Below are 23,522 nucleotides of genomic sequence, written 5' to 3'. Positions count from 1 at the left end.
ATGCGTATTCACACTGATTTTCTGGTGATTGGCAGCGGCATTGCCGGTTTGAGCTTTGCCATCAAGGTAGCCGACCACGGCCGGGTGCTGGTGGTGAGCAAATCGCAGCTCGACGAAACTGCCACAGGCTATGCCCAGGGTGGCATTGCCGCAGTGATGTACACCCCGGACACCTACGAAAAACATATTGCCGACACCCTCAAGGCAGGAAGTTACCTGAACAATGAGGAAGTAGTAAGATTCACCATCACCGAATCGACCGAGAGGGTGAAAGAGCTCATCGAATGGGGGGCGCAGTTCGACAAGGAACGCTCCGGCCGTTACGCCCTTGCCCGCGAGGGCGGCCATTCCGAGCACCGGGTGTTGCACCACCAGGACAAAACAGGCGCCGAGATACAACGGGCGCTCACTGAAAAGGTGCGCAGCCATCCCAACATTACCGTACTTGAGAACCATTTTACTGTCGACCTGATCACCCAGCATCACCTGGGGCAGATTGTCAGACGAACCCACAACGACATTACCTGCTTTGGCGCTTATGTGCTTGATCCCCTCACCGGTGAGGTGCATACCGTGCTGTCCCGCAAAACCATGGTTGCCACCGGTGGGGCCGGCAATGTATATCAAACCACCACCAATCCGGTTATCGCTACCGGCGACGGCGTGGCTATGGTTTACCGGGCCAAAGGGATTGTGGACCACATGGAGTTCATCCAGTTTCACCCCACCAGCCTGTACAACCCGGGCGAAAAACCCTCTTTTCTGATCACCGAGGCCATGCGTGGCGCCGGCGCAGTGCTCAAAGACATCAACGGCAAAGAATTCATGCACCGCTACGATGCCCGGGGCAGCCTCGCCCCGCGCGACATAGTGGCCCGGGCCATCGACAACGAGATGAAACTCTCGGGCAGCGAACATGTGTATCTCGATGCCAGGCACCTCAAAGAAAAAGAAATACTCGAACATTTTCCTGCCATCCACGCCAAATGCCTCAGCCTGGGTATCGACATCCGCAAGGAGATGATTCCGGTGGTGCCCGCTGCCCATTACATGTGTGGAGGCGTCAAAACCGACAGTTTCGGCCGCACAAGCATCCACCATTTGTATGCATCCGGTGAGGTGAGCTCGACCGGACTTCATGGCGCCAATCGCCTGGCTTCCAATTCCCTGCTCGAAGCTCTTGTGTTTTCGCACCGGGCAAGTCAGGATGCCGTTAAAGACTTGAGCCATATCAATTTCCGCGAAGATATTCCCGACTGGAATGCCGAGGGGACGGTGCTCAACGAGGAGATGGTGCTCATCACACAATCGCGCAAGGAGCTGCAGGCCATCATGAGCAGTTATGTCGGAATCGTGCGCTCAAATCTGCGACTCAAACGCGCACTCGACCGCCTCGATATTCTCTATCGCGAAACTGAAGACCTCTACGACAAATCCATACTGACAGTAGAAATCTGTGAGCTACGAAACATGATCAACGTAGCCTATCTAATTACCAAATTTGCCTCACAGCGACGCGAAAGCATCGGACTCCATTACAACATTGATTATCTTCCAAAACCTGAGAACAACCAAACTAACTGAAATCATGGCAATTGTAAGAGCTGTCAACGGCATTGAGCCCAAATTCGGAGAAAACTGTTTCCTTGCTGAGAACGCCACAGTGGTGGGCGATGTGGTGATGGGCGACAACTGCAGCGTGTGGTTCAACGCGGTGGTGCGGGGCGATGTGCACTACATCCGCATCGGAAACAATGTAAACATACAGGACGGGGCCATCATCCACTGCACCTACAAAAAGGCCCCGGTCGAAATCGGAAACAATGTGAGCATTGCCCATAATGCCATCGTTCATGGCTGCACCATACACGACAATGTGCTTGTGGGCATGGGAGCCATTATCATGGATGGTGCGGTGGTCGGCAGCAACTCCATCATTGCTGCCGGAGCATTAATCTCCAAAGATACTGTGGTGGAGCCCGGTTCGGTATATGCAGGCGTGCCGGCCAAAAAAATCAAAAGCATTGACCCGGCACTGCTCGAGGGTGAAGTGATCCGTATTTCGAAGTCCTACACCACTTATGCAAGCTGGCACGACCCTTCGATCAAACCCATAGCCAAAATCTGATTGCATAAAAAAACCGGGTTGAACCCGGTTTTTTGTACCCGAGGCCGGGCTCGAACCGGCACAGCCGCAATGGCCAAAGGATTTTAAGTCCTTCGTGTCTACCTATTCCACCACTCGGGCACTGGCTTATAAAAAAATCCCGACGGGGGCATCGGGATTTTATTTCTGGAGCGGAAAACGAGACTCGAACTCGCGACCCCGACCTTGGCAAGGTCGTGCTCTACCAACTGAGCTATTTCCGCAGAACTGTTTTGAGGCTGCAAAGGTAACATCATTTCGTTGAATCAGGCAAGAGTTTGGGTGAATTTTTTTTCACTTTCCAAGCAAGCGTTTGATTTCGTGAAGCTTCAGCAAAGCTTCGACCGGCGTAAGGGTGTCGATGTTGGTATTGAGGATTTCGTCTTTAATCTGCAGCAGCAGCGGGTCGTCGAGCTGAATAAAGCTCAGCTGGATGCCGTCTTTTTCTTTGGGGCTGTTGCCGGCTTGCTGCAAGGCCTCCTGCGAGTGCGATTTTTCGAGCATGGCCAGCAACTTGTTAGCCCTTTCGATCACCCTGGGGGGCATGCCTGCCATGGCGGCCACATGGATCCCGAATGAGTGGGCGCTGCCGCCCTTTTTCAGTTTGCGCAGAAAAATCACTTTATTGCCCGCTTCTTTCACCGACACATGGTAATTTTTGATCCTTGGGAAGGTAGCGGCCATTTCGTTGAGCTCGTGGTAGTGGGTGGCAAACATCACCTTAGGTCTGTAGAGTGGGTGCTCGTGCAGGTATTCGGTAATGGCCCAGGCAATGCTGATGCCGTCGTAGGTGCTTGTGCCACGGCCAATTTCGTCGAGAATGACCAGGCTGCGTGTGGAGATATTGTTGAGGATGCTGGCAGTTTCGTTCATCTCGACCATGAAGGTAGATTCGCCGGATGAAATGTTGTCGCTGGCCCCGACACGGGTAAATACCTTATCCACGATACCGAGCGAAGCCGACTCGGCCGGCACAAAACTGCCCATTTGCGCAAGCAGGACGATGAGGGCCGTTTGGCGCAGCAAGGCCGATTTACCAGACATATTCGGGCCGGTAATCATCATGATCTGCTGGCGTTCGCTGTCGAGAAACACGTCGTTGGCCACATAGCTGTTGCCCGGGGGCATCTGTTGTTCAACAACGGGATGCCTGCCCTGCCGGATATCGATGGCAAAACCATCGTTCATTGCAGGGCGCACGTAGTTATAACGATGAGCTACCTGAGCAAAAGCACCCAGGCAATCGATGCGCGACATCACGGACGCATTTTGCTGCACCGGTCCGACATGCGCAGCCACCTTGCCAAGCAATTCGGCATACACCTGATTTTCAATGGCCAGCATGCGTTCTTCGGCACCGAGAATTTTTTGCTCATATGCCTTCAGTTCTTCGGTGATGTAACGTTCGGCTCCTGTCAGGGTTTGTTTTCTGATCCAGCCCGAGGGCACTTTGTTTTTGTGCGCATTGGTCACCTCAAAATAATACCCGAACACATTATTGAATCCGATTTTGAGGCTTGGTATGCCGGTCAGCGAAGTTTCGCGCTGAAGCATATCGGCCAGATAATCCTTTCCGGAGCGGGCAATCTGGCGCAGTTCGTCGAGCTCGGCATGGATGCCCGGAGCAATCACATTGCCCTTGGCAAGGCTGGAAGCAGGTTCAGGCAATAAGGTGGTGGTTATCAGGCTGCTCACCTGGCTGCAGTCGGTAAATTCCTGTGCCAGTTTGTTCAGGCTTGGGGCATCGGCTGATGCACAGAGGTTTTTTATGATCAAAGCCTGATCGATGGCACGGGCCACCTGAAGCAGTTCGCGGGGGTTGGCTTTCATCAGGGCGACCTTGGAGATGAGCCTTTCGAGGTCGCCTGCAGTTTTGAGCGATTCGGACAGTTGGCTGAGCAGTTCGGGTCGGTTCACCAGGGCCTCCACCACCTCGTGCCTTTCTTCGATGGATTTCCGGTTTTTGAGCGGCAGGGCCAGCCAGCGCCTGAGCAGGCGGGCACCCATGGGCGTGCGGGTATGGTCGAGTACATCCATCAGGGTGCGTGCCTCAGGATGAGGCGAAGCCCACAGCTCAAGATTGCGGATGGTAAAACGGTCGAGCCAGACATAGTCGCCCTCGTCAATGCGCGACATGCCGGAAATATGACTGATCTTGTCGTGATGTGTTTCACTGAGATAATGCAGAGCAGCACCGGCTGCCACAATGGCGCGCGGCAGCTCCTCCACGCCATACCCTTTGAGCGAACTGGTTTGAAAATGGGTGCAAAGTTTGTCGTAAGCGTAGTCGGAACTGAACACCCAATCATCAAAGACATTGATGTAAAAACGCTCGCCGAATTTCTCGGTAAAGTTCCTGCGACGGTTACGCTGTATGACTACCTCGCTTGGGCTGAAGCTCTGGATGAGTTTGTCGAGGTATTCATCGTTGCCCTCGGCCACATAAAACTCACCGGTCGAGATGTCCAGAAAAGCAATGCCGCTCAGGCCTTCCTGAAGGTGGATGGCTGCCAGGAAGTTATTCTCCTTTTGCGAAAGCACATTATCGTTGTAGGAAACTCCGGGTGTCACCAATTCGGTTACACCTCGCTTCACCACGGTTTTGGCAGTCTTGGGATCCTCAAGTTGATCGCAGATGGCCACCCTGTATCCGGCTTTCACAAGCTTGGGAAGATAGGTATCAAGCGCATGGTGCGGAAAACCAGCCAGCTCGACAAATGCTGCGGCTCCGTTGGCCCGGCGGGTGAGCACGATACCCAGCGTTTCGGATGTTTTTATGGCATCCTGTCCGAAGGTCTCATAAAAATCGCCCACACGAAAAAGCAGCAGGGCGTCGGGATAACGCGCCTTGATCTGGTTGTACTGCTTCATCAGCGGGGTTTCGGCTGCTTCGGCGGATTTGCTCATACTTACAGCGTAACGATTTTCGGACAGGCAACAAAGATAGGAGATTGCCCGGGAATGCACCTGCTTTCGTAATTTTGCCACACATTTCAACTGAATGCGCAAGCTTACGTCAGAAGAACTGGGCAGACCGGATGCAGAGCAATTCCGCCGGTTGGAAAAAATGCCGGCGGTAGCCGTGCTCGACAACATTCGTTCGCTGCACAATGTGGGCTCCATTTTTCGCTCGGCGGATGCTTTTGCACTAAAAGCAATCTATCTGTGCGGCATCACTGCCTGTCCGCCGCATCGCGAGATTCATAAAACCGCGCTCGGCGCCACTGAAACCGTGGAATGGCACTATTATCCCCAAATAACCGATTGTCTGAAACAGCTGGCCGCGGAGGGATATGAAATTGTTTGTGTTGAACAAACAAACCAAAGCATTAAATTACAGGATTTTGCGCCCAGCAGACCCGTTGCGCTCGTCTTTGGCAACGAGCTTGACGGGGTGTCGGATGCTGCCCTGCAATGGTGCCAGCGTGCGGTGGAATTGCCCCAGGCAGGCACCAAACACAGCCTGAACGTAAGCGTTTGTGCAGGTATTGTTTTCTGGCACCTTTTCAATCTGACACATCTCGACAAGAAATAATGAATTCTCATGAATAAAACCCCAGAGAGATTTGTGATTGACTTCATGTTTTTTTTACACTTGCTCTTTAGTTCAAGATTTTTTTTGATAATCTAAAAAAAAACATAAACCGCTTGTAAAGCAGCGCTTTTTACCTATTTTTGTCACAATTTATATGTATTTTAAAATTCGGAGATTAACTCAACGAATCATAACAAATCAAATCAACACTTATGAACAAGAAACAGTTACGCCCGGGTATCGTTTTGGTTTTGCTGTTTGCGCTTTTGCCTGCCCTGCTTTTTGCTCAGCAGGATAAAACAAAGAAAGGCACAGGCAATCCTGCTTTCGACAAGCATCTGTATCTGATTGGCGACGCCGGCCTCAGTCTTTTTCATGGCGACCTCAATCAGTACGGTTTTGCCCCCGACCCCCGTTATTACAAGCTAAACGGTAACCTCGGCCTGGGCTATCAGTTCTCACCATTGTTTGGTGCTTTTGGCCGGGCTGGTGCCGGTCGGTTTGGTGGTGAAAAAGACTGGCGCAACGCCAAACTCTCCGAAGGCGATCACATCCAGTTCAACCTCAACCTATCGTTCAACCTCGTGAACGCAATCTGGGGATACAATCCCGACAGGCTGTTCACATTTGCCCCGCACATTGGTTTCGGACAAACAAATTTCAGGGCAAGAGCAATTGACCTGACCACCGGCGCCTTCCTGCAGGAAGTAGGATACGCTTCCAACACTCCGGAAAAAGGCTGGATGGGCAACCGTGCTTCTGCGCTCACCCTGCCCATAGGTGCTGACTTTAACTTTAGGGTTACCGAAAAGACAGATATCTACGCCAATTACACCTTCAACTTCGTGGACAGCGACCGCATGGACGCGTTCAGAGATACTGATTTTGGTCAGCGCCGTGAAGGCACAGTTGAAAACGATATGTTTGCACACTTCAACGTGGGTTTGCGCTACAAATTCATCAGCAACAGTGTGAAAAGCATGGTGAACAACTTTGGCCAGGTAAGCCTCGAAACCATGCCGAATCCGCTGGAAGAGCGCGGCGACTCGGTTGAAATTACCATCAAAGGCACCTTCCCTCCGAAATACTTCCGCAAGAATGCCGCAATGAACTTTACTCCTGTGCTTACTTACGACGGTGGTTCGGTGGCACTCAAGCCCATCAACTTCAAGGGTGAGTCGGTGATCGGCGAAGGACAGCTGATCAGCTGGGCCAATGGCGGCAGCTTCACTTACAAAGACAAGATTCCATACGACCCCAAGATGAACGTCAGCGAGCTGGTAGTCGCCCCGCTTATCTATCCTGCCAAAACCATCGTACACACCTCCCGCGAACAGGTGATGCAAAACGAAAAATTCTTCGCCGCCCCGCAGGTTAAACTCGCCGATGGTGTAGTTTACACTTCCAAACGCATTGAAGATAAGCCACGTACACTGGTTGCAAAAGACCGTTACGAAAAAGTGACCATCGTTTCCGATGTTGCACACATTTACTATCAGGTAAATCTGTTCAACCTCAACTGGAACCTGCCTCTCAACCGCAAGGAAGAAAACCGCAAAGCTTTAAGTGAAGTGACTCAGCATATACAAAAAGGATGGGAGGTGAAAGACATCACCATCGCCGGCTGGGCATCGCCTGAAGGTGAAGAAACCTTCAACAATAACCTTTCAGCCAACCGCGCTCGTACCGCCAGGGAACACATGGAAGGGGTTATTCGTCAGCTCCTGCGCAACCGCAACCATGGCATGGCTTTCAATAATCTGAACGAGCTAAAATTTGAAACCAGCGCCAACGGCCCCGACTGGAATGGCTTCATGGCTGCTGTAGAGGCATCGAACCTCAAAGACAAGAATGCCATCCTCAACGTCATCCGTTCGGCAGCTCCCGAACAGCGCGAACAGGAAATCCGCAATATGATCCTCATCTATCCTGAGATCGAAAACGAGATCCTGCAGCCCCTGCGCCGCAGCATCATCACCATCAATACTTTCGAACCTAAGAAAACTGATGAGGAAATTGCCCGTCTGTCCACTGCCGATCCGGCACAGCTGACCCTCGAAGAACTGCTTTATGCAGCCACCCTCACCAACGACCTGAAAACAAGGAAAATGATCTACACCAGTGGCATGGAACTCCATCCTAAATGCGCCCGCGTGGTCATGAACCTGGCTGAGATCGAATTCCAACTGGGTAACTATGCCGAATCCAAAAAACTGCTCGAGAAAGCAATGCCAATGGCCCAAAAGTCGCCAATCGTTTACAACAACATGGCTGTGCTGAACATTGTTGAGCGCAACTTTGCCGAAGCAGAAAAGAACCTGAAAAAGGCAAAAGACCTCGGAGCTGATGTGGATTACAACATGGGAATTGTGAATATCTACAAAGGCGATTATGCCAGGGCCATCAGCCTGATGAGCGCAAAAAAGTGTGACTATAACCTCGGACTTGCCCAGCTGCTCAACAAGGATTATGCAGCCGCCAAGGCCACCCTCGATTGTGCTCCGGCTTCGGCAAGCGCCTCGTACCTAAAAGCCATCATCGGTGCACGCACCAACGACAGCGCTTATCTGTACAGCAACCTCATGAAGGCCATTGAACAGGATGGCAGCTACAAGAACACAGCCAAATGGGATCGTGAATTCATCAAGTTCTTCAACGAACCTGATTTCCAGGCAATCGTGAAGTAATAACAACCTTTGATAACAAAAAGAGGCTGTCTCAGAAGTGAGGCAGCCTTTTTTGTTTTGGCATCTCATCAATTCCGGCCATCAACGGTCAGGGAGGCATTCCCGCAGGGTAACTATTGGGCGCAGGATAAGGTGGGAGAACAGGCTCGCTTTTGCCCCGATAAGGTACAGGAACTCTTCTATTGAAAGCCTCATACTATGCCGCCTAAAATGTAAACCGATGAATGCCGGCAGGATACTTCCTGAAAATGACATCAACGATTGCCTGATAATGATGTTCGTTGGCCACAAAATCGAGCTTGCTCGTATCCAGGAGCAAAATGCGCATATCAGTTTGCTGGCGGATAAAGTCGAAATATCCGGTTTGGATGCCTTCGAGGTATTCATCCTTGATGTGTTGCTCATAGCTCCGGCCCCGTTTGCGAATATTTTCCTGCAGTTTTTCTACTGGAAGGTAGAGATAGACCAGCAAGTCAGGTCGGGGCAGCGAGGGATTGATGAGGTAGAAGAATCGTTTGAACAGACTGAACTCGTCGGGTTGCAGGGTTTTTTGGGCAAAAACAAGTGACTTGGCAATGTAGTAGTCCGAGATGATAAAGTTTCTGAACAAATCGAGGCTGCCAAGCTGGTCTTTCAGCTGCTGAAAACGCGAGGCCATAAACGACATTTCGAGCGGAAAGGCATACTTCTCGGGTTCGGCATAAAACTTTGGCAAAAAGGCATTGTCCTCGAACTGTTCCAAGATGAGTTTGCCATTGAAGTCGGACGCCATTCGTGTGGCCAGGGAAGTCTTACCAGCACCAATGGTACCTTCGATAGCAATGAAACTGTATGGGATTTCGATCATCGGGACCATTTTTAAGAGTTATGATGTACCCAGACCGGGCTTTGATCGTCGAGTCTGGCCAGTAGCATGTTGTGGGTCAGACCAAGCCGGGGGTGAACCATATTCGGAGCAAGTTCTGCAAGCGGCATAAGCACAAAGCGCCGTAGGTGCAGGCGTGGATGCGGCAGGGTGAGCCTGGGATGGTGCATAACGGTGGTCCCAAAGTAAAGCAGGTCGATATCGATGTTCCGGCTGGTGTATCCTTGTCCGGGCAGGCGAATGCGCCCCATAGCTTTCTCGATATCCAGCGCAATATCCAGTACCTCGAAAGGGGATAAACCGGTAAAAAAAACAAGCAACTGGTTTAGGAAATCAGGCCCGTCAAATCCCCAGCTTTTGGAGGCATAGAGTGCCGATTGCATTTTAGGTTCGCCTAATGCCCTGATCAGCAACTCTTTTGCAGTTTGAATCGCCTCTTCCTTCAGCCCAAGATTTGTGCCCAATAGGATATATGCTTCCTGCAATTTCATCGGGCGCAAATTTAAGGCTAAGCGCCTAAAGCAAACCAGTGCACGGGATGTGAGTTACAAACAAAAGGAGAGATTTAGTCGAAAAGTATGGATGTTTTGCGGCGGACAGGCTCAGGAGTAGCTCCGTCGTAAATCCTGGAAAGCAACAGATCGATTTTTTTGCCATAAAGCGGATCGGTTGCCCATCGGCCGGTGAGCTGATGAAAACTTGGCGCGACACCCCGTTTCACCATGCCAATCCTGCTGGCCACCGGCGGATTGTTAAGATTTTCGGTGGATGCATACGCTTTCAGGTGCTGGATGTGTGCCCTCACCCCTTCTTCGAGCGTGGCAAAGCTCATGCCCGGCTCACCATTACCGGTAGCCCCGAGGCCACAAAAATTGTTCTGGGAAGCTCTGACATCCCCGTCGAAACGCAAAAACCCCGTTTCGAGACACATTTGCACAAAAGCAATATCATGGTTTACACCTTCCTGGGCCGCCTCACGCACATACGCATCGGCCAGACGCTCTGCATACTCCAGTTTAACGGAAGGATTGTGCATCCACAGGAAACTCACCAGCCTGTTTTTGGGCAACTGCCCTTTCGACATGATGTCGCTTGGTTTTTCGAAGCTTTTTGGATTCGGGAATACTTTGGTGTGGTCGATATAATACGTAACCACCGGCTCTGGCTCCGGCAGGTCGAAGCCTGAAGGCAATGCCAGTCCATGACTTACCATGCGTGTCCTGCTGTCGGTTGGCGGATTGTTCAGCCCTGCACCAATATCTGATGGCATTAACGCAATGCAGGCCGCAAGCAAGGCCGAACGCAAAACAAGCTTCGTCATAGGTAAATTTGAGATCAGCTTCGGCCGTCAAAAATCGGTCATTTTTCAAGCAAATTCCAGAACCTGTACGATTATTTTTTCACAGTTTGCTGTTCAATTCACCAGCCTGTCCGTTTTCGTGCATATGCTGTGTCAGATCGTACAGCCAGCATATTGAAAATGATTGTTTAACAATTACAATACCCTGTAAATCAGTTTTGTTTCAATTATTGCACTATTTTTGAAGCTGGTTCACAACACAAATACCAAACCCATGAAACAATTCTTCAAATTTCTGCTTGCCTCGTTCACAGGCACCATCTTATCGTTTTTGTTCCTTTTTTTCGTCTTTGCGGGCATTTTGTCGGCGCTGATATCAACTGCCGAGAAACAAGCCGTAAAACTGAAAGAAAACACTGTGCTTTACATCAGGTTTGATGCACCCATTCCGGACCGAAGCGCAAAAGACCCCTTCCAGAACTTTGACTTTATGTCGTTCAAGCCAACTCAAAGCATTGGCCTGAATGATATTCTTGCCAATATTGACAAAGCTAAAACCGACCCGAACATTGCCGGTATTTTTATGGAGCTTGGCACTGTGGATGCCGGCATGGCAAATCTGGAAGAGATACGCAATAAGCTGCTCGAATTCAAAGAGTCGGGAAAGTTTATTATTAGTTACGGCGAAACCTACAGCCAGTCGGCCTATTACCTGGCCAGCCTTGCCGACGAGGTGTATATGAACCCCGACGGTAGCCTGATGTTCAAAGGCATGATCGCTCAGCTTACTTTTCTGAAGAATATGCTGGCCAAACTGGAAGTGGAGCCACAAATTATCCGTGGTCCGAACAACAAATACAAAAGTGCGGTTGAGCCCCTGATGCTCGATAAGATGAGCGAAGCCAACCGCGAGCAGATGGAGAAGATTCTGGGCACCAACTGGGCCAACTACCTCGAAAAAATCAGCGCCAGCCGGAACATCAGCGTCAACGATCTGAACCGTTATGCGGATGAACTGTAACCCTTCGGCCACGAGCGTGTTGCTTGTTATTTTGGATTTTTTATTGGGAGTAGTTTGTACAGTTGGTTGGCCGGGTGGTCTGGAAGTACCTCGAGGGTATGGCTGAGCCAGCCAAAAGGTTCTACTTCATTGAGTTTGCAAGTGGCTAACAAGGAATAAATCATGGCTGCGCGCTTTGCTCCCTCATGCGAGCCTGCAAACAGATAGTTTTTTCGGCCAAGGGCTACAGGACGTATGGTGTTTTCAATCAGGTTGTTGTCCATTTGATATCGTCCGTCATCGAGGTATCTTATCAGTCTTGGCCAAAGGGTCAACATGTAAGTGATGGCCTGGCCAATGGCGCTTTGGGCAAGACACAGGCATGTTGCTCACTGAGCCACCGATGCAACTGCTCAAGCCACAGGTTGGGCCTGTTGCTGTCTGAGGATTTTTATCTCATCATGGTTCAGGTGATTCTCTTTTGCCATGCGCTCAATCTGGTATAGCTTGCCTATAAGCAACAGGGCAGTTTCAGCCCGTTGGCTGTCGTTATCCAATGCCTTTTCAAAATTGCGTCTGGCATGTGCCATGCAGGCAAGTTGCAAGATATGGCCTTTGAGTCTTAATCCGTTGTATGCTGCATAACCATCGGTTTGAAGCACTCCGCTAAAGTCTTTCAAAAACTTCTCCGGGCCTTCGCGTCCGCGCCCTGTTGGTAGTCGAATACCACAAGGCGCTCCATCGGATCGTGGTACACCCAGAGGTAACCTTTGTGTGTTGAGCCCGGCTTGTCTTTTGTCAATACTGCAATGGGCGTTTCATCGGCCTGAAGGTAGCCCGAGGATTGAACTTTTGCCACAAGGCTATGGTATAGCGGTTCAAGCAACTGACAGCTGGCGCTGAACCATCCGTTGATGGTTGACTCTGACAACTGAAGCTTCTGACGTTTGAACATTTGTACCTGACGGTAAAATGGCAGGTGATCTGCGTATTTACTCACTATCAGGTGAGCCAACATGCTTGCGCCGGCATTACCTTTCTCGATAGGCAGGCTCGGAAGCTCGGCTATGGCTATCTGTGTTTGTTCCTGGTTCTGACCAAGCACATACTTGGGGCGCACAATCTGCCTGACATAGATGCTGCCAGGCTCGTATTCAGGTACCTCCGTGATGGCATTACCAATGAAGCGGGCGCCCTCAGGAAGGTTCTGTGGTTCGATGACCTGCTGTTTGCGTGGCAAATGGGCCGGAAGTTCAAGACGAAGCGGTTGTTGCTTGTCTTTTTGCCCGGCTTTTGTACGGGTGTAGTTTATTTGCTGGGTCTGGGGCTCCGGTTTCTGAGGTTCCGGCAGCTCGAAAAGGGTTAGTTGATTGGGATTGGCAGCCACAAACCGTTCGCTCTTTGCACCAAATAGCATACGCTTGAGCTGGGCAAGTTCATGCTTGAGCAGCTTGAGCTCGACCACCAGCGCATCATATTCCGATACCATGTCCTTATGCCGTGCAAGCTCTGACGAAGCATATTGAGCTCGGCCAGTAAGGCTTGATGTGCTGCTTTGGAAATAGTGATTGTTTCTGTGCTTGCCATAGGGCAAAATTACAGAATCAACCTGCTGGAAATGACCGCCTTAAACCTTAGTTTCCAACAAAATCATGTCGATAAAATCGCTTGTTTTTTCTTGCATTTTCCATTGAAATACCATTGATTATCATCACCAGCTGGCTATAGTCGAGCATCTGGTTTTTCACCCCATCCATACTTTGTTTGGGCAGTTGCAGCCTGCCTTGCTCGAGTCGCTTGTAAACAGTACGAACCCTCCGGGTTCCCACCGAAGCATTTTTGATGCAGTTGCGTGGCTTGTTAATGAAAATGTACAAATCTCCGCTCATGGGGTTTTGGCCAAGCTTGCTTGTGACCAGCCCGCATAAGCCGTCGAAACTTTTACGCATGTCTGTTGGCTCAAGGTAGAGAAAATACCTTGCCGAAGTAATGGAAAACATATCATCACATCCGGATTAAACATTTGAGCAGCGATACAGGGGTAGACAACGGCACATGTAGCTCAATGCCATTGGGATAACGAATCAACAGGTTTGTGCTACATGGCCCATTCAACTGCACAAAGCCTCCAGTTGCCTGCTCCTTTGAACGATACTTATTTACCCAGTAACGAAATGTGTAAAGCTTCATCCCATTTGCCATTGCAAAACGACCTTTGACTTTGACCACTTTGCTCCCACTGCTCAACCAAAAAAAACATTTTGTCTTTGCGCTCTTTACGAATCATATCCCAAAAATTTTAAGCGCAAATATCTGCAACCCAACCCCATCCTAAAATATGCTCGTGGCCGAAGGGTTACGATGAACTTGCCACGGCATCGAACGAAAAGGCTGTGGAACTTGGTTTTGTGGACGGATTGAAGTATAAGGACGAAGTGCTGGCCCTTTTGCGCGAAAAAACCGGAAAAGGCCCGAAAGACAAGATTGAAACCGTGACACTTGCAAAATACACCAATGCGAAAGTTGGCAAATCGTCCATCTCGAAAAACAAACTTGCAGTTGTTTATGCCACAGGAGAAATCTCGGATGGTGAGGGTTCGGAGAATGCCATCGGCTCGGACGACCTCTCTAAACTGATTCGCAAGTTGCGCGAAGACGACAAAGTTAAAGCCATTGTGATGCGGGTGAACTCTCCGGGTGGAAGCGCGCTTGCCTCGGAAGTAATCCGACGCGAGGTGGAGCTGGCCCGCCAGGAAAAGCCCTTCATCGTTTCGATGGGCAATGTGGCTGCCTCGGGCGGCTATTGGATCTCGACCAATGCCGATTTTATCTTTGCCGATCCGGGAACCATTACCGGCAGCATTGGGGTGTTTGGCGTTATTCCAAACTTCAAGGGACTGTTTAACAACAAATTAGGTATTACCTTTGATAAAGTGATGACCAACCGCAATGCCGACCTTATGGATGTGACGGAACCCATCAAACCTTATCAACTGGAAGTCATCAACAGGGAGGTTAGCAGGATTTACGACGATTTTATCACTTTGGTGGCCGACACCCGTGGTTTGCGCAAATCTTATGTGGACAGCATTGCCCAGGGCAGGGTTTGGACAGGCCAGGATGCTCTGGGCATTGGGCTGGTTGATTCGATTGGCGGTTTACAGGCAGCCATTGCCTACGCTGCCCTGAAAGCGAATCTGGGCGAGGACTTCCGGGTGGTGGAACAGCCGGAGCAGATCGATCCCATCCGCCGGCTCATACAGGACATGAGCGGGGTGAACAGTGGTAAACGTGCCCTCAAAGCGCAGCTGGGCGAACACTACCATTTAGTGGAATACATCTCGCAGGTAAGCCGGATGAAAGGGGTGCAGGCCAGGCTGCCCTTTCATTTCTCAATAAACTAACCGGCAGAAACACATCAAAGAAAAGAGGCTGTCTCAAAAGTGAGGCAGCCTTTTTTGTGTAGTATAAAGAAATTTGGGCTTTCTATTGAGTCTTTTCACCTGGTCGCTTCAATCCGGATTCACAAATCTTTCGGGCGGGCCGGATGAGCGTCCGGAGAAGTCGTATTCTTCGATATCCATCTCAGGCTCAGGTTCATAGCGCCAGTACTCATATTGCAACTGCACAGGTGGGGACTCCGGCTCAATTTCCTCCCAGTAAAACGAAGCATATTCCGGAATGCTCCAGAAATCGGGTGCAGGGCGCTGATAAACCGGACTGTCGCCAAAGTAGGTGTCACGGGCGCTCTGCTCATCGTCGCAGGCGGCAATAAGCATGGCTGAAAACAATAAAGCGGAATAAAACCGGAACTTTTTCATGCCACCTGAATCGTGATATACAAAGGTCATAAAAAAACCGGGCTTGCGGCCCGGTTTTTCGGATGATTATTTTGCGTACTCCATTGCTTCGAGACGCTTGTAGTAGTCATAGCGCCATTTGGCATTTTCTTCGGCCAGTTTCGACAGGCGCTGGGCCTCCTGGGGGAAGGTTTTGCGCAGCGAAGCAAAACGCACTTCGTTGTTGATAAAGGCCTGGAATTTGCTCCAATCCGGGGCTTTCGAGTCGAGCTGGAAGGGGTTCTTACCTTCGGCTTCGAGCAGCGGATTGTAGCGGTAAAGCTGCCAGTAGCCCGATTCAACAGCCAGTTCGGCTTCGCGTTGTGCGGTGCCCATACCTGAGCGGATTCCGTGGTTGATGCAAGGCGAATAGGCAATGATAACCGAAGGTCCGGGGTAAGCCTCTGCTTCCTTGAGGGCTTTGAAGAACTGGTTCTGGTTTGCCCCCATTGCTACCTGAGCTACGTAAATGTAACCATAGGTCATAAGCATGGCACCCAGGTCTTTTTTCTTTACCTTTTTGCCCGAGGTGGCAAACTTGGCCACTGCACCCACCGGTGTTGACTTGGACGACTGACCGCCGGTATTGGAATACACTTCCGTATCCATTACCAACACATTGACATCTTCGCCCATGGCAAGCACATGGTCGAGGCCGCCGAATCCGATATCGTAGGCCCAGCCGTCGCCGCCAAAAATCCAGATTGATTTCTTGATAAAATACTGGCGAAGGGCCATGAGTTCTTTTGCCAGGTCGTCGGTAGCTCCGCTGAGCACCTCAATAAGCTTTTTGGAAGCTTCTTCCGACCTTTTGGCGTCATCCATGCTTTCGAGCCACTGGTTGAAAGCTTCGCGGCGGGCTTCGGGCATCTCACCCTTGAGGGCTTCCATCATGCGCTCGGCAATGCGGCGACGCATCTTATTGACACCCAGCGCCATACCAAAACCATATTCGGCATTGTCTTCAAAAAGCGAATTGGCCCAAGCAGGTCCTTTGCCTTCCTCGTTGGCGCAATATGGGGTGCTGGGTGCCGAGCCACCATAGATGGATGAGCAACCGGTGGCATTGGCAACCATCATCCGATCGCCATAGAGCTGGGTGATGGTTTTGATGTAAGGCGTTTCGCCGCAACCGGCGCATGCACCCGAAAACTCGAACAAAGGACGGGCAAACTGGCTGTTTTTGACCGACTGGAACTTGTCCACAATGGTGTCTTTGTAGGTCACCTTGTTTGCAAAGTAATCCCAGCGACCAATTTCGGCCTGTTGTGTTTCGAGGGGCTTCATTACCAGGGCTTTCTCCTTCGAAGGGCACACGTCGGCACAGTTGCCGCAGCCGGTGCAGTCGAGCGGACTTACCTGAATGCGGAATTTATGCGGGGCAAATTTGCCTTTGGTTTCGAGGAGTTCGGTGCCCTCCGGCATGTTGGCTTCTTCCTCGGCATTGACCAGGAAAGGACGGATGGCGGCATGGGGGCACACATAAGAACACTGGTTGCACTGGATGCAATTGTCGGCCTGCCACTCCGGGATATTGACGGCAATACCGCGTTTTTCATAAACTGTAGTTCCTGCCGGGAAGGTGCCATCCTCGCGGTTGAGGAAGGCGCTCACCGGTAGGTCGTCGCCTTTCATGCGGTTGATTGGCATCACCACATCGCGGATGAATTCAGGCAGATGTTCAAGCTCCTGTGCCTGCCCGCCTATTTCGAGCTTCGACCACTCGGCAGGTATGTCCACTTTTACCACCTCGCCTCCGCGGTCAACAGCAGCATAGTTCATCTTGACGATGACTTCGCCTTTGTTGCCGTACGATTTGAGGATGAAGTCCTTCATCTTTTCAACTGCCTTCTCGTAGGGGATGATGTTGGCCACTTTGAAGAAGGCCGATTGCATGATGGTATTGGTGCGACCGCCCAATCCGATTTCTTCGGCAATGCGGGTGGCATTGATGATGTAGAAGTTGATCTGGTTGTCGGCCAGGTACTTTTTAACATCGTTGGGCAGCTTGGCTTTTGTTTCTTCTTCGTCCCAGATGCTGTTGAGGAGGAAAGTTCCACCTTTTTTCAGCCCTTTGAGCATGTCGTATTTGCCCAGGTAGGCCGGTACATGGCAGGCCACAAAATCGGGCGTGCTCACCAGGTAGGTAGCACGGATGGGATGGTCGCCAAAGCGCAGGTGCGAGGTGGTTACGCCGCCCGATTTCTTGGAGTCGTAGGCAAAGTAGGCCTGGGCATATTTGTCGGTGGTTTCTCCAATAATTTTGATGCTGTTCTTGTTGGCGCCCACGGTACCATCAGCTCCGATGCCATAGAACTTGGCTTCGTAGGTACCTTTGGGTGTGATGCTGATTTCGGGAAGCAGGGGCAGCGAAAGGAATTTCACGTCGTCCACGATGCCAACGGTGAATCCTGTTTTGGGCTCATTGAGTTTCAGGTTGTTGTACACCGAGATGATCATGGCCGGTGTAGTATCCTTGCTGCTGAGGCCATAGCGGCCACCCACGATAAGCGGGGCATTTTCGCGGCCGTAGAACACATCTTTCACATCCAGCAGAAGCGGTTCGCCATTGGCGCCGGGCTCTTTGGTGCGGTCGAGCACAGCAATGCGCTTCACTGTCTGAGGGATCACATTGAGCAGGTATTTGGCCGAGAACGGACGGTAGAGGTGAACAGCTACCAGACCAACTTTCTCGCCTTTTTCGCGCAGATAGTCGATGGTTTCGCGTATGGTTTCGGTCACCGAGCCCATGGCAATGATGATGTGCTCGGCTTCGGGATCGCCGTAGTAGGTGAACGGATGATACTCGCGACCGGTCATGGCCGAGATTTTCTGCATGTAATCCTCCACCAGGTCGGGGATAACATCATAGTAGCGGTTGGCTGCCTCACGGGCCTGGAAATAAATATCAGGGTTCTGGGCAGTACCTCTGGTAACAGGGTGTTCCGGATTCAGGGCATTGTCGCGGAAACGCTGAAGGGCTTCCATGTCGAGCAGCGGTCGAAGTTCGTCGGTGCTGAAATATTCCACCTTCTGTATTTCGTGCGAGGTGCGGAAACCGTCGAAGAAGTGCAGAAAAGGCACCCTTGATTTGATGGCAGCCAGGTGGGCAATAGGCGCCAGGTCCATGATTTCCTGCACACTGCCGGTAGCGAGCAAAGCAAAACCGGTCTGGCGGGCGCTCATGACGTCGCTGTGGTCGCCAAAGATGGAAAGGGCCTGAGCTGCAAGGCTGCGGGCACTCACATGGAACACGCCGGGCAACAGCTCGCCGGCAATCTTGTACATATTTGGAATCATCAGGAGCAATCCCTGAGATGCTGTGAATGTGGATGTTAGCGCACCAGCCTGAAGCGAACCGTGCACGGCACCAGCCGCACCACCCTCGCTCTGCATTTCCACCACATGAACCGTTTCGCCAAACATGTTCTTCTTTCCGTTGGCAGCCCATTCATCCACATACTCGGCCATGGTGCTGGAAGGAGTAATGGGATAAATTGCGGCCACTTCGCTGAACATGTAAGCCACATGCGCAGCAGCATAGTTGCCATCGCATGTAATGAACTTCTTATTATTGCTCATATTTATATAGGTAGGTTTGTGTATGTAACTGTTAAAGAATGAACAATTGCCGTGCGAAATTACTCATTAAAGCACAATCCGGCGAGGGGTTTTGCACCCAAGTGGCTTGTAATGAAGTAATTTATAATGATTTTAGATTAGCCGACCTGCTTTGCCCCTTGCAAAAAAGCCGTACTTTTATGAGCGAAAAATGCACCTTGCAATACCAGACAATCATCAAACACCTAAGACAATGAATATCAGCACAAATTATCTTGGTTTAAAGCTTAAGAACCCCATCGTGGTTGGCGCCTGCAACCTGACCTCGGATGTGGAAATGCTTAAAAAACTGGAAGAAGCCGGAGCCGGCGCAATCGTTTACAAATCGTTGTTCGAGGAACAGATTCAACTCGAAAACCTTGAGCTTCACCAACATATGACAGACTATGATCATCGCAATGCAGAGATGACTGATCTGTTTCAGGAAGATTTGTATGAAGCCGGACCGGAAGAATTTCTGATGCACTTTTCAGAGGCCAAAAAAGCGCTGAACATTCCCCTGATTGCCAGCCTCAACTGTGTGTACGACGACACCTGGTACACCTACGCCAAAAAACTTGAGGAAGCCGGAGCCGATGCGCTGGAGGTTAACTTTTATGCCGTACCCACCGACTTCGACGTGGACGGCCGCGGCATTCTGAACGAGGAACTGGACGTGATCGAAGGCATCAAAAAAGTGGTCAGCATTCCTGTTTCGGTCAAGCTGAGTCCGTTCTACACCAATCCGCTTTACACCATAGCCGAAATGGACCGCAGGGGCGCTGCCGGTTTTGTGTTGTTCAACAGGCTGTTCCAACCTGACATTAATATTGAAACCGAAAAACATCACTTCCCTTATAACCTGAGCAACGAAATTGACAACCGCCTGGCATTGCGCTTTGCCGGTCTGCTTTATGGCAACATCAAAGGCACCATCGTGGCCAGCCAGGGCATTTTCACCGGGGCCGACGCCATCAAGATGATTCTTGCCGGAGCCGATGCCGTACAGGTGGTAAGCACCCTTTACAAAAACGGCCCGAAACAGATTACCCGCATGCTTCAGGAAATGCAAGCCTGGATGGAAACCAAGGGCTATCAGTCGCTCGACGATTTCAAAGGCAAGCTGTCGAGCAAACGCAGCTCCGACCCCTTCGCCTACCGCAGGGCACAGTATGTGGATATCCTGATGAAGTCGGGAGAGATCTTCAAGCAATATCCAATGGTTTAATTACTGTTTTAGAGTATTTTACATACATGAAGGCGGCTTAAAAGTCGCCTTTTTCAATAGCCGTAGGCTCTGGCCTCAATTTTTTCGGGCACCAGACGAAAGACGCATACATTCTCGAGTGCCGGACGGCTGTAGTTGAATTCCCCCTGGGCATACTGCCCCATGATGATGTTGAGTGCCGAGGTCTTTTCGTCCAGATCAGTGATAAATTCCACCGTACCTTCGGCCATCACCGAGCGGTATTTCATGCTGTAGCTGCACGCCACAGCTTCGTTCTGCCAGCGCAGCTGATGATCGGTGCTCATCATCAGGCAAACTTCCGGATATTCCTTCAGCAGGTTGATCTTGGTTCCATCGGGGGACGAATGAAAATAAAAAACGCCATCGCGGTATCCGAAATTCATGATGACCACATAAGGACGACCGTCGGGCCGGCTCATGGCCAGACTGCATACCTCGCATTTGCGGATGATGGCCTCTATTTCGGGCCTAAAGTCAATAACCCTTCGCTTCATGACTAATAAATTGAATTCCAGTCTATTCCGAATATGAATTCAGAAACTGCTCTGCCCTCCGGCATGAGGAAGCTCATTCTGAAGCCCATACTTACCGGGGCCTGAAGGCGAAACAGGTGCACATCGGCCCACAGTTCGATGCCCGACGAGCTAAACTGACGGTCCGGGCTTTGAAGAAAGTCGTAAAATAAGTTGGTTCTCAGCCTTTTGGTGTAGATCAGCGGACCCACACGGTGATCAGGGTAAGCCAGTGGGAAAGCGTAATCCAGTTTTGCCGCCCGCATGCTTCTGCCAAACAAGCCTGTGTAGCCCCTTGGCACCGAAATGTAAGAACCAAAATTGTAATAACCTGCCTGTTCCTCATGCATGGCTACGTAAAGCCTGATTCCGTGGTGGTTGGCCAGGCCGGGAAAATAGGCTGTGGCAGAGGCAAAAAACTGGCTCCCCGGATCTTCATCAAAAGGTGTGTGCCTGAAGATGATTCTGGCTATCTGGCCTGTGCGGGGAAAGATGTCGCGCATTTTTTTCCTGTCGAGGTTGTAAGCCAGGAGGTTATAATTAAAAACTGTACTCAGGTTCTGCTTAAACTGCAAACCCACGTCTTTGTCCATCACTCTGTGCAGGAGGTTTACTCCGGCTCCCAGTCTCAGACCTCTTTGCCAGCGGTTTCTGGTGAAGTTGAGCGGCAGCCCGAGCTGCACGCCCGCGCTTGTTTCGTCCCATCGAAGGTCGTACTCCCTGTTTTCAATGTAGGCTTTTCCCCTGCGCCTGCCATTGCTCAGCGAAGCTTCGATTTCGGGGAAAAAGCCATAATAGCTCAGCTTAAAGACGCTTTTCCCGGTGCCTTCGTTCAGGTCGTAGTCGTAGCCAGCAGTGGCCACCATGGTACTGAGGCTGTTTTGCGACATCAGGCTGAAGCCAGGCCGGATGAGCTCGCTAACTGCATCCACATAAAAAGGTGCCCAGCTGTGCAGCCGGAACAGGTTGAGGCCTTTGCGGTAAGGCCTGACAAGATACAGGCTGTCGGGAATGGGCGCCTTATCAATAGTAAAGCGTTCAGGATCAAGGGCAAAGCCAAGCAGACTGTCGCCTGCCGGCTGAGAGAAGTCAGTTCCAGGACTTTCGATAGGGCGGTAAGCCGATTTTGCCAGTTTCCACCCATCGGCAGTGTATGCAGCAAAAATCAGGCTGTCGCCACCGGACGCAAGCACCGGATCGGAGGCTGCAAAGCTGGTCGAAGTGAGGCGCTTGAGTTGTTTGGTAGCAAAGTCGAACATCATTGCTTCATGCCGGCCCGCCCATGTCCCATGGAGAAATACCTGCCCATCGCCTCCCGAAGACAAATGAAAATCGTTGAAAACGAAAGAGGTGTATTGCACCGCATGCTGGCTCCTGACATTGAGCAGCCAGATTGCTTTCCCCCGAGGCCCGGTGCACAGGAATGCAATATGTTCGTCGTCGGCAAGCCATTTGGGTTGGCTCACAAAATAAGTTTCTGAAGACCAGGCTGTCCGGGTCTCTCCGGTTTGGATATCAATAATCAGAATGGCTGATGAGCCGTCGGGCCGCACCTCCGCGACAGCAATTTTGTCGCCTGCATGGTTGAGGTCGGGGGCATAGTAATAACTTTTCCGGCTAAGCTGCCTGATTTTACCGGTATGGATATCGCCAAGCTTGATCACAGAATAGGCCCGGTTGGTCCACCTCAGGTCGGGTTGAAACTCATTCCAGGCCACCAGGTGATTGCGTGCAGAAAAACCTTCAGGGAAGATGTAATATGGGGTGAAGAGCACCTGCTCGCCCGTGGCATCAATTTTCACAATGCGGCTCAGGTCGTCGAACGATGTGCGGAAGGCCACGATGCCATGGGGTGTGCTTTGCGGATAACGGTAATTGGTGTAGTGCCTTCTGTCCGGTGAAAGCTGAATGTGTGTCATGGAATCGACCACAGCTTTGGATGCCCAGTAATTTTTCAGGCTGTCCATTGTTGCCCGGTAGAGCTTGCCTGCACCCATTCCTGTTTGTTGCCGCAGCGCTGCGCTGAAGGGATACACTTTCCAGGGTCGTGTGGCGCTGTGCTGGACGGCATTTTCCCAGAGCTTTTGGCCATGCTGCAGGCTGTTGAATGCAACAATGTGATATCCAAGCTCATAGATGTCGGGGGTAAAATCGCGGAACGAGCCAAACCAGGCTTTTTCGTAGGAATAGGCCCCTTTTTGCAGAAGCTGGGCTTTAAGTCCGGCTTCGAAGGTTGGTGTGCGCCCCCTACCCGTTCGGCTGAGGTAGGTTTCGGCCCAAACGGCATCACCTTCCAGAAACCAGGATGGAAGAAACAATCCGGCCATTGCACCCGTGGCCTGTTGTCCGAACATAAACCGCAGGCCGCGACCAAAGCCGGTTTCGAGCCGGCTGAGTTGTGCCACATGACGCAGCTCGTGCAACACCAGCTGGCTGTTCCAGTCCTGCGAGTATCCGTCCTGGGGGGGCACATGAAAAAAATCCATTCTGCGGGGTGCCCAGGCTACCAGGGCATTCGATATGGAATTCTGGTTATGGAGCACCACATCAGTTCGCAGGCTGCGGGCACCCAATCCGGCATTAACAACAGGATAGGCCGCCTCGAGCAAATTCGCCGTTTGCTGGGCATGCCTGGCATATTCCTCCGGAAAGATCAGGCGGAAATGAGTGGTATTCAGCTGTTTCCATTTCGTGCGTGCAGCATCCTGACCGGTCAGAAAATACTGACTCCTGGCGGCAAAACCGGAGGCAAGCAACACTGCACACAGCAATAGTCTGATCAGCTTCAT

The 23,522-nt window shown here is 51.1% G+C and carries 19 protein-coding genes and 2 tRNA genes; 7 read left to right on the top strand and 14 right to left on the bottom strand.

The window, feature by feature from the left end; all coding sequences use genetic code 11:
* Both nadB and IPM52_13570 read left to right on the top strand, forming a co-directional pair.
* Complete coding sequence (gene nadB / locus IPM52_13575; protein MBK9292635.1) at positions 1–1,584, top strand: L-aspartate oxidase; 1,584 nt, start codon at positions 1–3, stop codon at positions 1,582–1,584.
* A gap of 4 nt (positions 1,585–1,588) precedes the next feature.
* Positions 1,589–2,128, top strand: a complete 540-nt coding sequence (locus IPM52_13570) for a gamma carbonic anhydrase family protein (GenBank protein ID MBK9292634.1) — start codon at positions 1,589–1,591, stop codon at positions 2,126–2,128.
* A 35-nt stretch (positions 2,129–2,163) separates the two neighbouring features.
* On the opposite strand, the gene IPM52_13565 is transcribed toward IPM52_13570, so the two are convergent.
* From IPM52_13565 to mutS, 3 genes are all read right to left on the bottom strand, one after another.
* Positions 2,164–2,248 (bottom strand) — tRNA-Leu (locus IPM52_13565).
* Between the two features lie 46 nt (positions 2,249–2,294).
* Positions 2,295–2,370, bottom strand: a tRNA-Gly gene (locus IPM52_13560).
* 70 nt (positions 2,371–2,440) lie between these two features.
* Positions 2,441–5,053 carry a DNA mismatch repair protein MutS gene (gene mutS / locus IPM52_13555; protein ID MBK9292633.1) on the bottom strand — a complete coding sequence of 871 codons (2,613 nt, stop codon included), beginning with the start codon at positions 5,051–5,053 and terminating at the stop codon, positions 2,441–2,443.
* Positions 5,054–5,147: 94 nt separating this feature from the next.
* Here mutS and IPM52_13550 point away from each other — a divergent pair, with 94 nt between their 5' ends.
* Both IPM52_13550 and IPM52_13545 read left to right on the top strand, forming a co-directional pair.
* Positions 5,148–5,681, top strand: coding sequence for an RNA methyltransferase (locus IPM52_13550; protein ID MBK9292632.1), 534 nt, complete (start codon positions 5,148–5,150; stop codon positions 5,679–5,681).
* Between the two features lie 212 nt (positions 5,682–5,893).
* A complete protein-coding gene (locus IPM52_13545) occupies positions 5,894–8,368 on the top strand; it encodes a hypothetical protein (protein MBK9292631.1) in 2,475 nt (824 codons plus the stop codon).
* 205 nt (positions 8,369–8,573) lie between these two features.
* On the opposite strand, the gene IPM52_13540 is transcribed toward IPM52_13545, so the two are convergent.
* From IPM52_13540 to IPM52_13530, 3 genes are all read right to left on the bottom strand, one after another.
* Positions 8,574–9,215 carry a deoxynucleoside kinase gene (locus tag IPM52_13540; protein ID MBK9292630.1) on the bottom strand — a complete coding sequence of 214 codons (642 nt, stop codon included), beginning with the start codon at positions 9,213–9,215 and terminating at the stop codon, positions 8,574–8,576.
* Between the two features lie 11 nt (positions 9,216–9,226).
* A complete protein-coding gene (gene folK / locus IPM52_13535; protein MBK9292629.1) occupies positions 9,227–9,724 on the bottom strand; it encodes a 2-amino-4-hydroxy-6-hydroxymethyldihydropteridine diphosphokinase in 498 nt (165 codons plus the stop codon).
* Between the two features lie 74 nt (positions 9,725–9,798).
* Positions 9,799–10,554, bottom strand: coding sequence for a glucosaminidase domain-containing protein (locus tag IPM52_13530; protein MBK9292628.1), 756 nt, complete (start codon positions 10,552–10,554; stop codon positions 9,799–9,801).
* A 253-nt stretch (positions 10,555–10,807) separates the two neighbouring features.
* Here IPM52_13530 and IPM52_13525 point away from each other — a divergent pair, with 253 nt between their 5' ends.
* Entirely contained in the window at positions 10,808–11,554 is a 747-nt protein-coding gene (locus IPM52_13525; GenBank protein MBK9292627.1) for a S49 family peptidase, read from the top strand.
* A 26-nt stretch (positions 11,555–11,580) separates the two neighbouring features.
* Here the strand turns inward: IPM52_13525 and IPM52_13520 are convergent, their stop codons facing one another.
* The 4 genes from IPM52_13520 to tnpB all read right to left on the bottom strand — a co-directional run bounded on the left by IPM52_13520 (position 11,581) and on the right by tnpB (position 13,533).
* Entirely contained in the window at positions 11,581–11,871 is a 291-nt protein-coding gene (locus tag IPM52_13520) for a transposase (protein MBK9292626.1), read from the bottom strand.
* A gap of 75 nt (positions 11,872–11,946) precedes the next feature.
* Positions 11,947–12,213: a transposase gene (locus tag IPM52_13515; GenBank protein MBK9292625.1), complete on the bottom strand. Its 267-nt coding sequence runs from the start codon at positions 12,211–12,213 to the stop codon at positions 11,947–11,949.
* Positions 12,210–13,022: a transposase gene (locus tag IPM52_13510; protein ID MBK9292624.1), complete on the bottom strand. Its 813-nt coding sequence runs from the start codon at positions 13,020–13,022 to the stop codon at positions 12,210–12,212. Before IPM52_13510 ends, IPM52_13515 begins: the two co-directional genes overlap by 4 nt.
* A 145-nt stretch (positions 13,023–13,167) precedes the next feature.
* Positions 13,168–13,533: an IS66 family insertion sequence element accessory protein TnpB gene (gene tnpB / locus IPM52_13505; protein MBK9292623.1), complete on the bottom strand. Its 366-nt coding sequence runs from the start codon at positions 13,531–13,533 to the stop codon at positions 13,168–13,170.
* Between the two features lie 393 nt (positions 13,534–13,926).
* Between tnpB and sppA the strand changes: the two genes are divergently transcribed.
* Entirely contained in the window at positions 13,927–14,937 is a 1,011-nt protein-coding gene (sppA, locus tag IPM52_13500; GenBank protein MBK9292622.1) for a signal peptide peptidase SppA, read from the top strand.
* 108 nt (positions 14,938–15,045) lie between these two features.
* On the opposite strand, the gene IPM52_13495 is transcribed toward sppA, so the two are convergent.
* The gene (locus tag IPM52_13495) at positions 15,046–15,384 is read right to left on the bottom strand and encodes a hypothetical protein (GenBank protein ID MBK9292621.1); all 339 of its coding nucleotides are present in this window, start codon (positions 15,382–15,384) and stop codon (positions 15,046–15,048) included.
* A gap of 36 nt (positions 15,385–15,420) precedes the next feature.
* A complete protein-coding gene (gene nifJ / locus IPM52_13490) occupies positions 15,421–18,954 on the bottom strand; it encodes a pyruvate:ferredoxin (flavodoxin) oxidoreductase (GenBank protein ID MBK9292620.1) in 3,534 nt (1,177 codons plus the stop codon).
* Between the two features lie 232 nt (positions 18,955–19,186).
* On the opposite strand from nifJ, the gene IPM52_13485 reads away from it, so the two are divergent.
* On the top strand, positions 19,187–20,200 hold the full coding sequence (locus tag IPM52_13485) for a dihydroorotate dehydrogenase-like protein (protein ID MBK9292619.1): 1,014 nt from the start codon (positions 19,187–19,189) through the stop codon (positions 20,198–20,200).
* Positions 20,201–20,253: 53 nt separating this feature from the next.
* Here the strand turns inward: IPM52_13485 and IPM52_13480 are convergent, their stop codons facing one another.
* Positions 20,254–20,715 carry a pyridoxamine 5'-phosphate oxidase family protein gene (locus tag IPM52_13480; protein MBK9292618.1) on the bottom strand — a complete coding sequence of 154 codons (462 nt, stop codon included), beginning with the start codon at positions 20,713–20,715 and terminating at the stop codon, positions 20,254–20,256.
* 2 nt (positions 20,716–20,717) lie between these two features.
* Positions 20,718–23,522 (bottom strand): hypothetical protein, encoded by a 2,805-nt coding sequence (locus IPM52_13475; GenBank protein ID MBK9292617.1) that lies wholly within the window; start codon positions 23,520–23,522, stop codon positions 20,718–20,720.

Source organism: Bacteroidota bacterium (assembly GCA_016715945.1).
GTDB lineage: Bacteria > Bacteroidota > Bacteroidia > Bacteroidales > F082 > JALNZU01.
The sequence above is the reverse complement of the archived record's forward strand: the minus strand, read 5'-3'. Positions and strand labels throughout refer to the sequence as shown.

Bases quoted from the DNA above. Each gene is read 5' to 3' on its own strand.
- IPM52_13475 (MBK9292617.1), bottom strand. From the start codon at position 23,522: ATGAAGCTGATCAGACTATTGCTGTGTGCAGTGTTGCTTGCCTCCGGT.
- IPM52_13550 (MBK9292632.1), top strand. From the start codon at position 5,148: ATGCGCAAGCTTACGTCAGAAGAACTGGGCAGACCGGATGCAGAGCAA.
- IPM52_13540 (MBK9292630.1), bottom strand. From the start codon at position 9,215: ATGATCGAAATCCCATACAGTTTCATTGCTATCGAAGGTACCATTGGT.
- nadB (MBK9292635.1), top strand. From the start codon at position 1: ATGCGTATTCACACTGATTTTCTGGTGATTGGCAGCGGCATTGCCGGT.
- IPM52_13545 (MBK9292631.1), top strand. From the start codon at position 5,894: ATGAACAAGAAACAGTTACGCCCGGGTATCGTTTTGGTTTTGCTGTTT.
- IPM52_13480 (MBK9292618.1), bottom strand. From the start codon at position 20,715: ATGAAGCGAAGGGTTATTGACTTTAGGCCCGAAATAGAGGCCATCATC.
- nifJ (MBK9292620.1), bottom strand. From the start codon at position 18,954: ATGAGCAATAATAAGAAGTTCATTACATGCGATGGCAACTATGCTGCT.
- tnpB (MBK9292623.1), bottom strand. From the start codon at position 13,533: ATGTTTTCCATTACTTCGGCAAGGTATTTTCTCTACCTTGAGCCAACA.
- IPM52_13485 (MBK9292619.1), top strand. From the start codon at position 19,187: ATGAATATCAGCACAAATTATCTTGGTTTAAAGCTTAAGAACCCCATC.
- IPM52_13510 (MBK9292624.1), bottom strand. From the start codon at position 13,022: ATGGTATCGGAATATGATGCGCTGGTGGTCGAGCTCAAGCTGCTCAAG.
- folK (MBK9292629.1), bottom strand. From the start codon at position 9,724: ATGAAATTGCAGGAAGCATATATCCTATTGGGCACAAATCTTGGGCTG.
- mutS (MBK9292633.1), bottom strand. From the start codon at position 5,053: ATGAGCAAATCCGCCGAAGCAGCCGAAACCCCGCTGATGAAGCAGTAC.
- IPM52_13530 (MBK9292628.1), bottom strand. From the start codon at position 10,554: ATGACGAAGCTTGTTTTGCGTTCGGCCTTGCTTGCGGCCTGCATTGCG.
- IPM52_13570 (MBK9292634.1), top strand. From the start codon at position 1,589: ATGGCAATTGTAAGAGCTGTCAACGGCATTGAGCCCAAATTCGGAGAA.
- IPM52_13520 (MBK9292626.1), bottom strand. From the start codon at position 11,871: ATGTTGACCCTTTGGCCAAGACTGATAAGATACCTCGATGACGGACGA.
- IPM52_13525 (MBK9292627.1), top strand. From the start codon at position 10,808: ATGAAACAATTCTTCAAATTTCTGCTTGCCTCGTTCACAGGCACCATC.
- IPM52_13495 (MBK9292621.1), bottom strand. From the start codon at position 15,384: ATGACCTTTGTATATCACGATTCAGGTGGCATGAAAAAGTTCCGGTTT.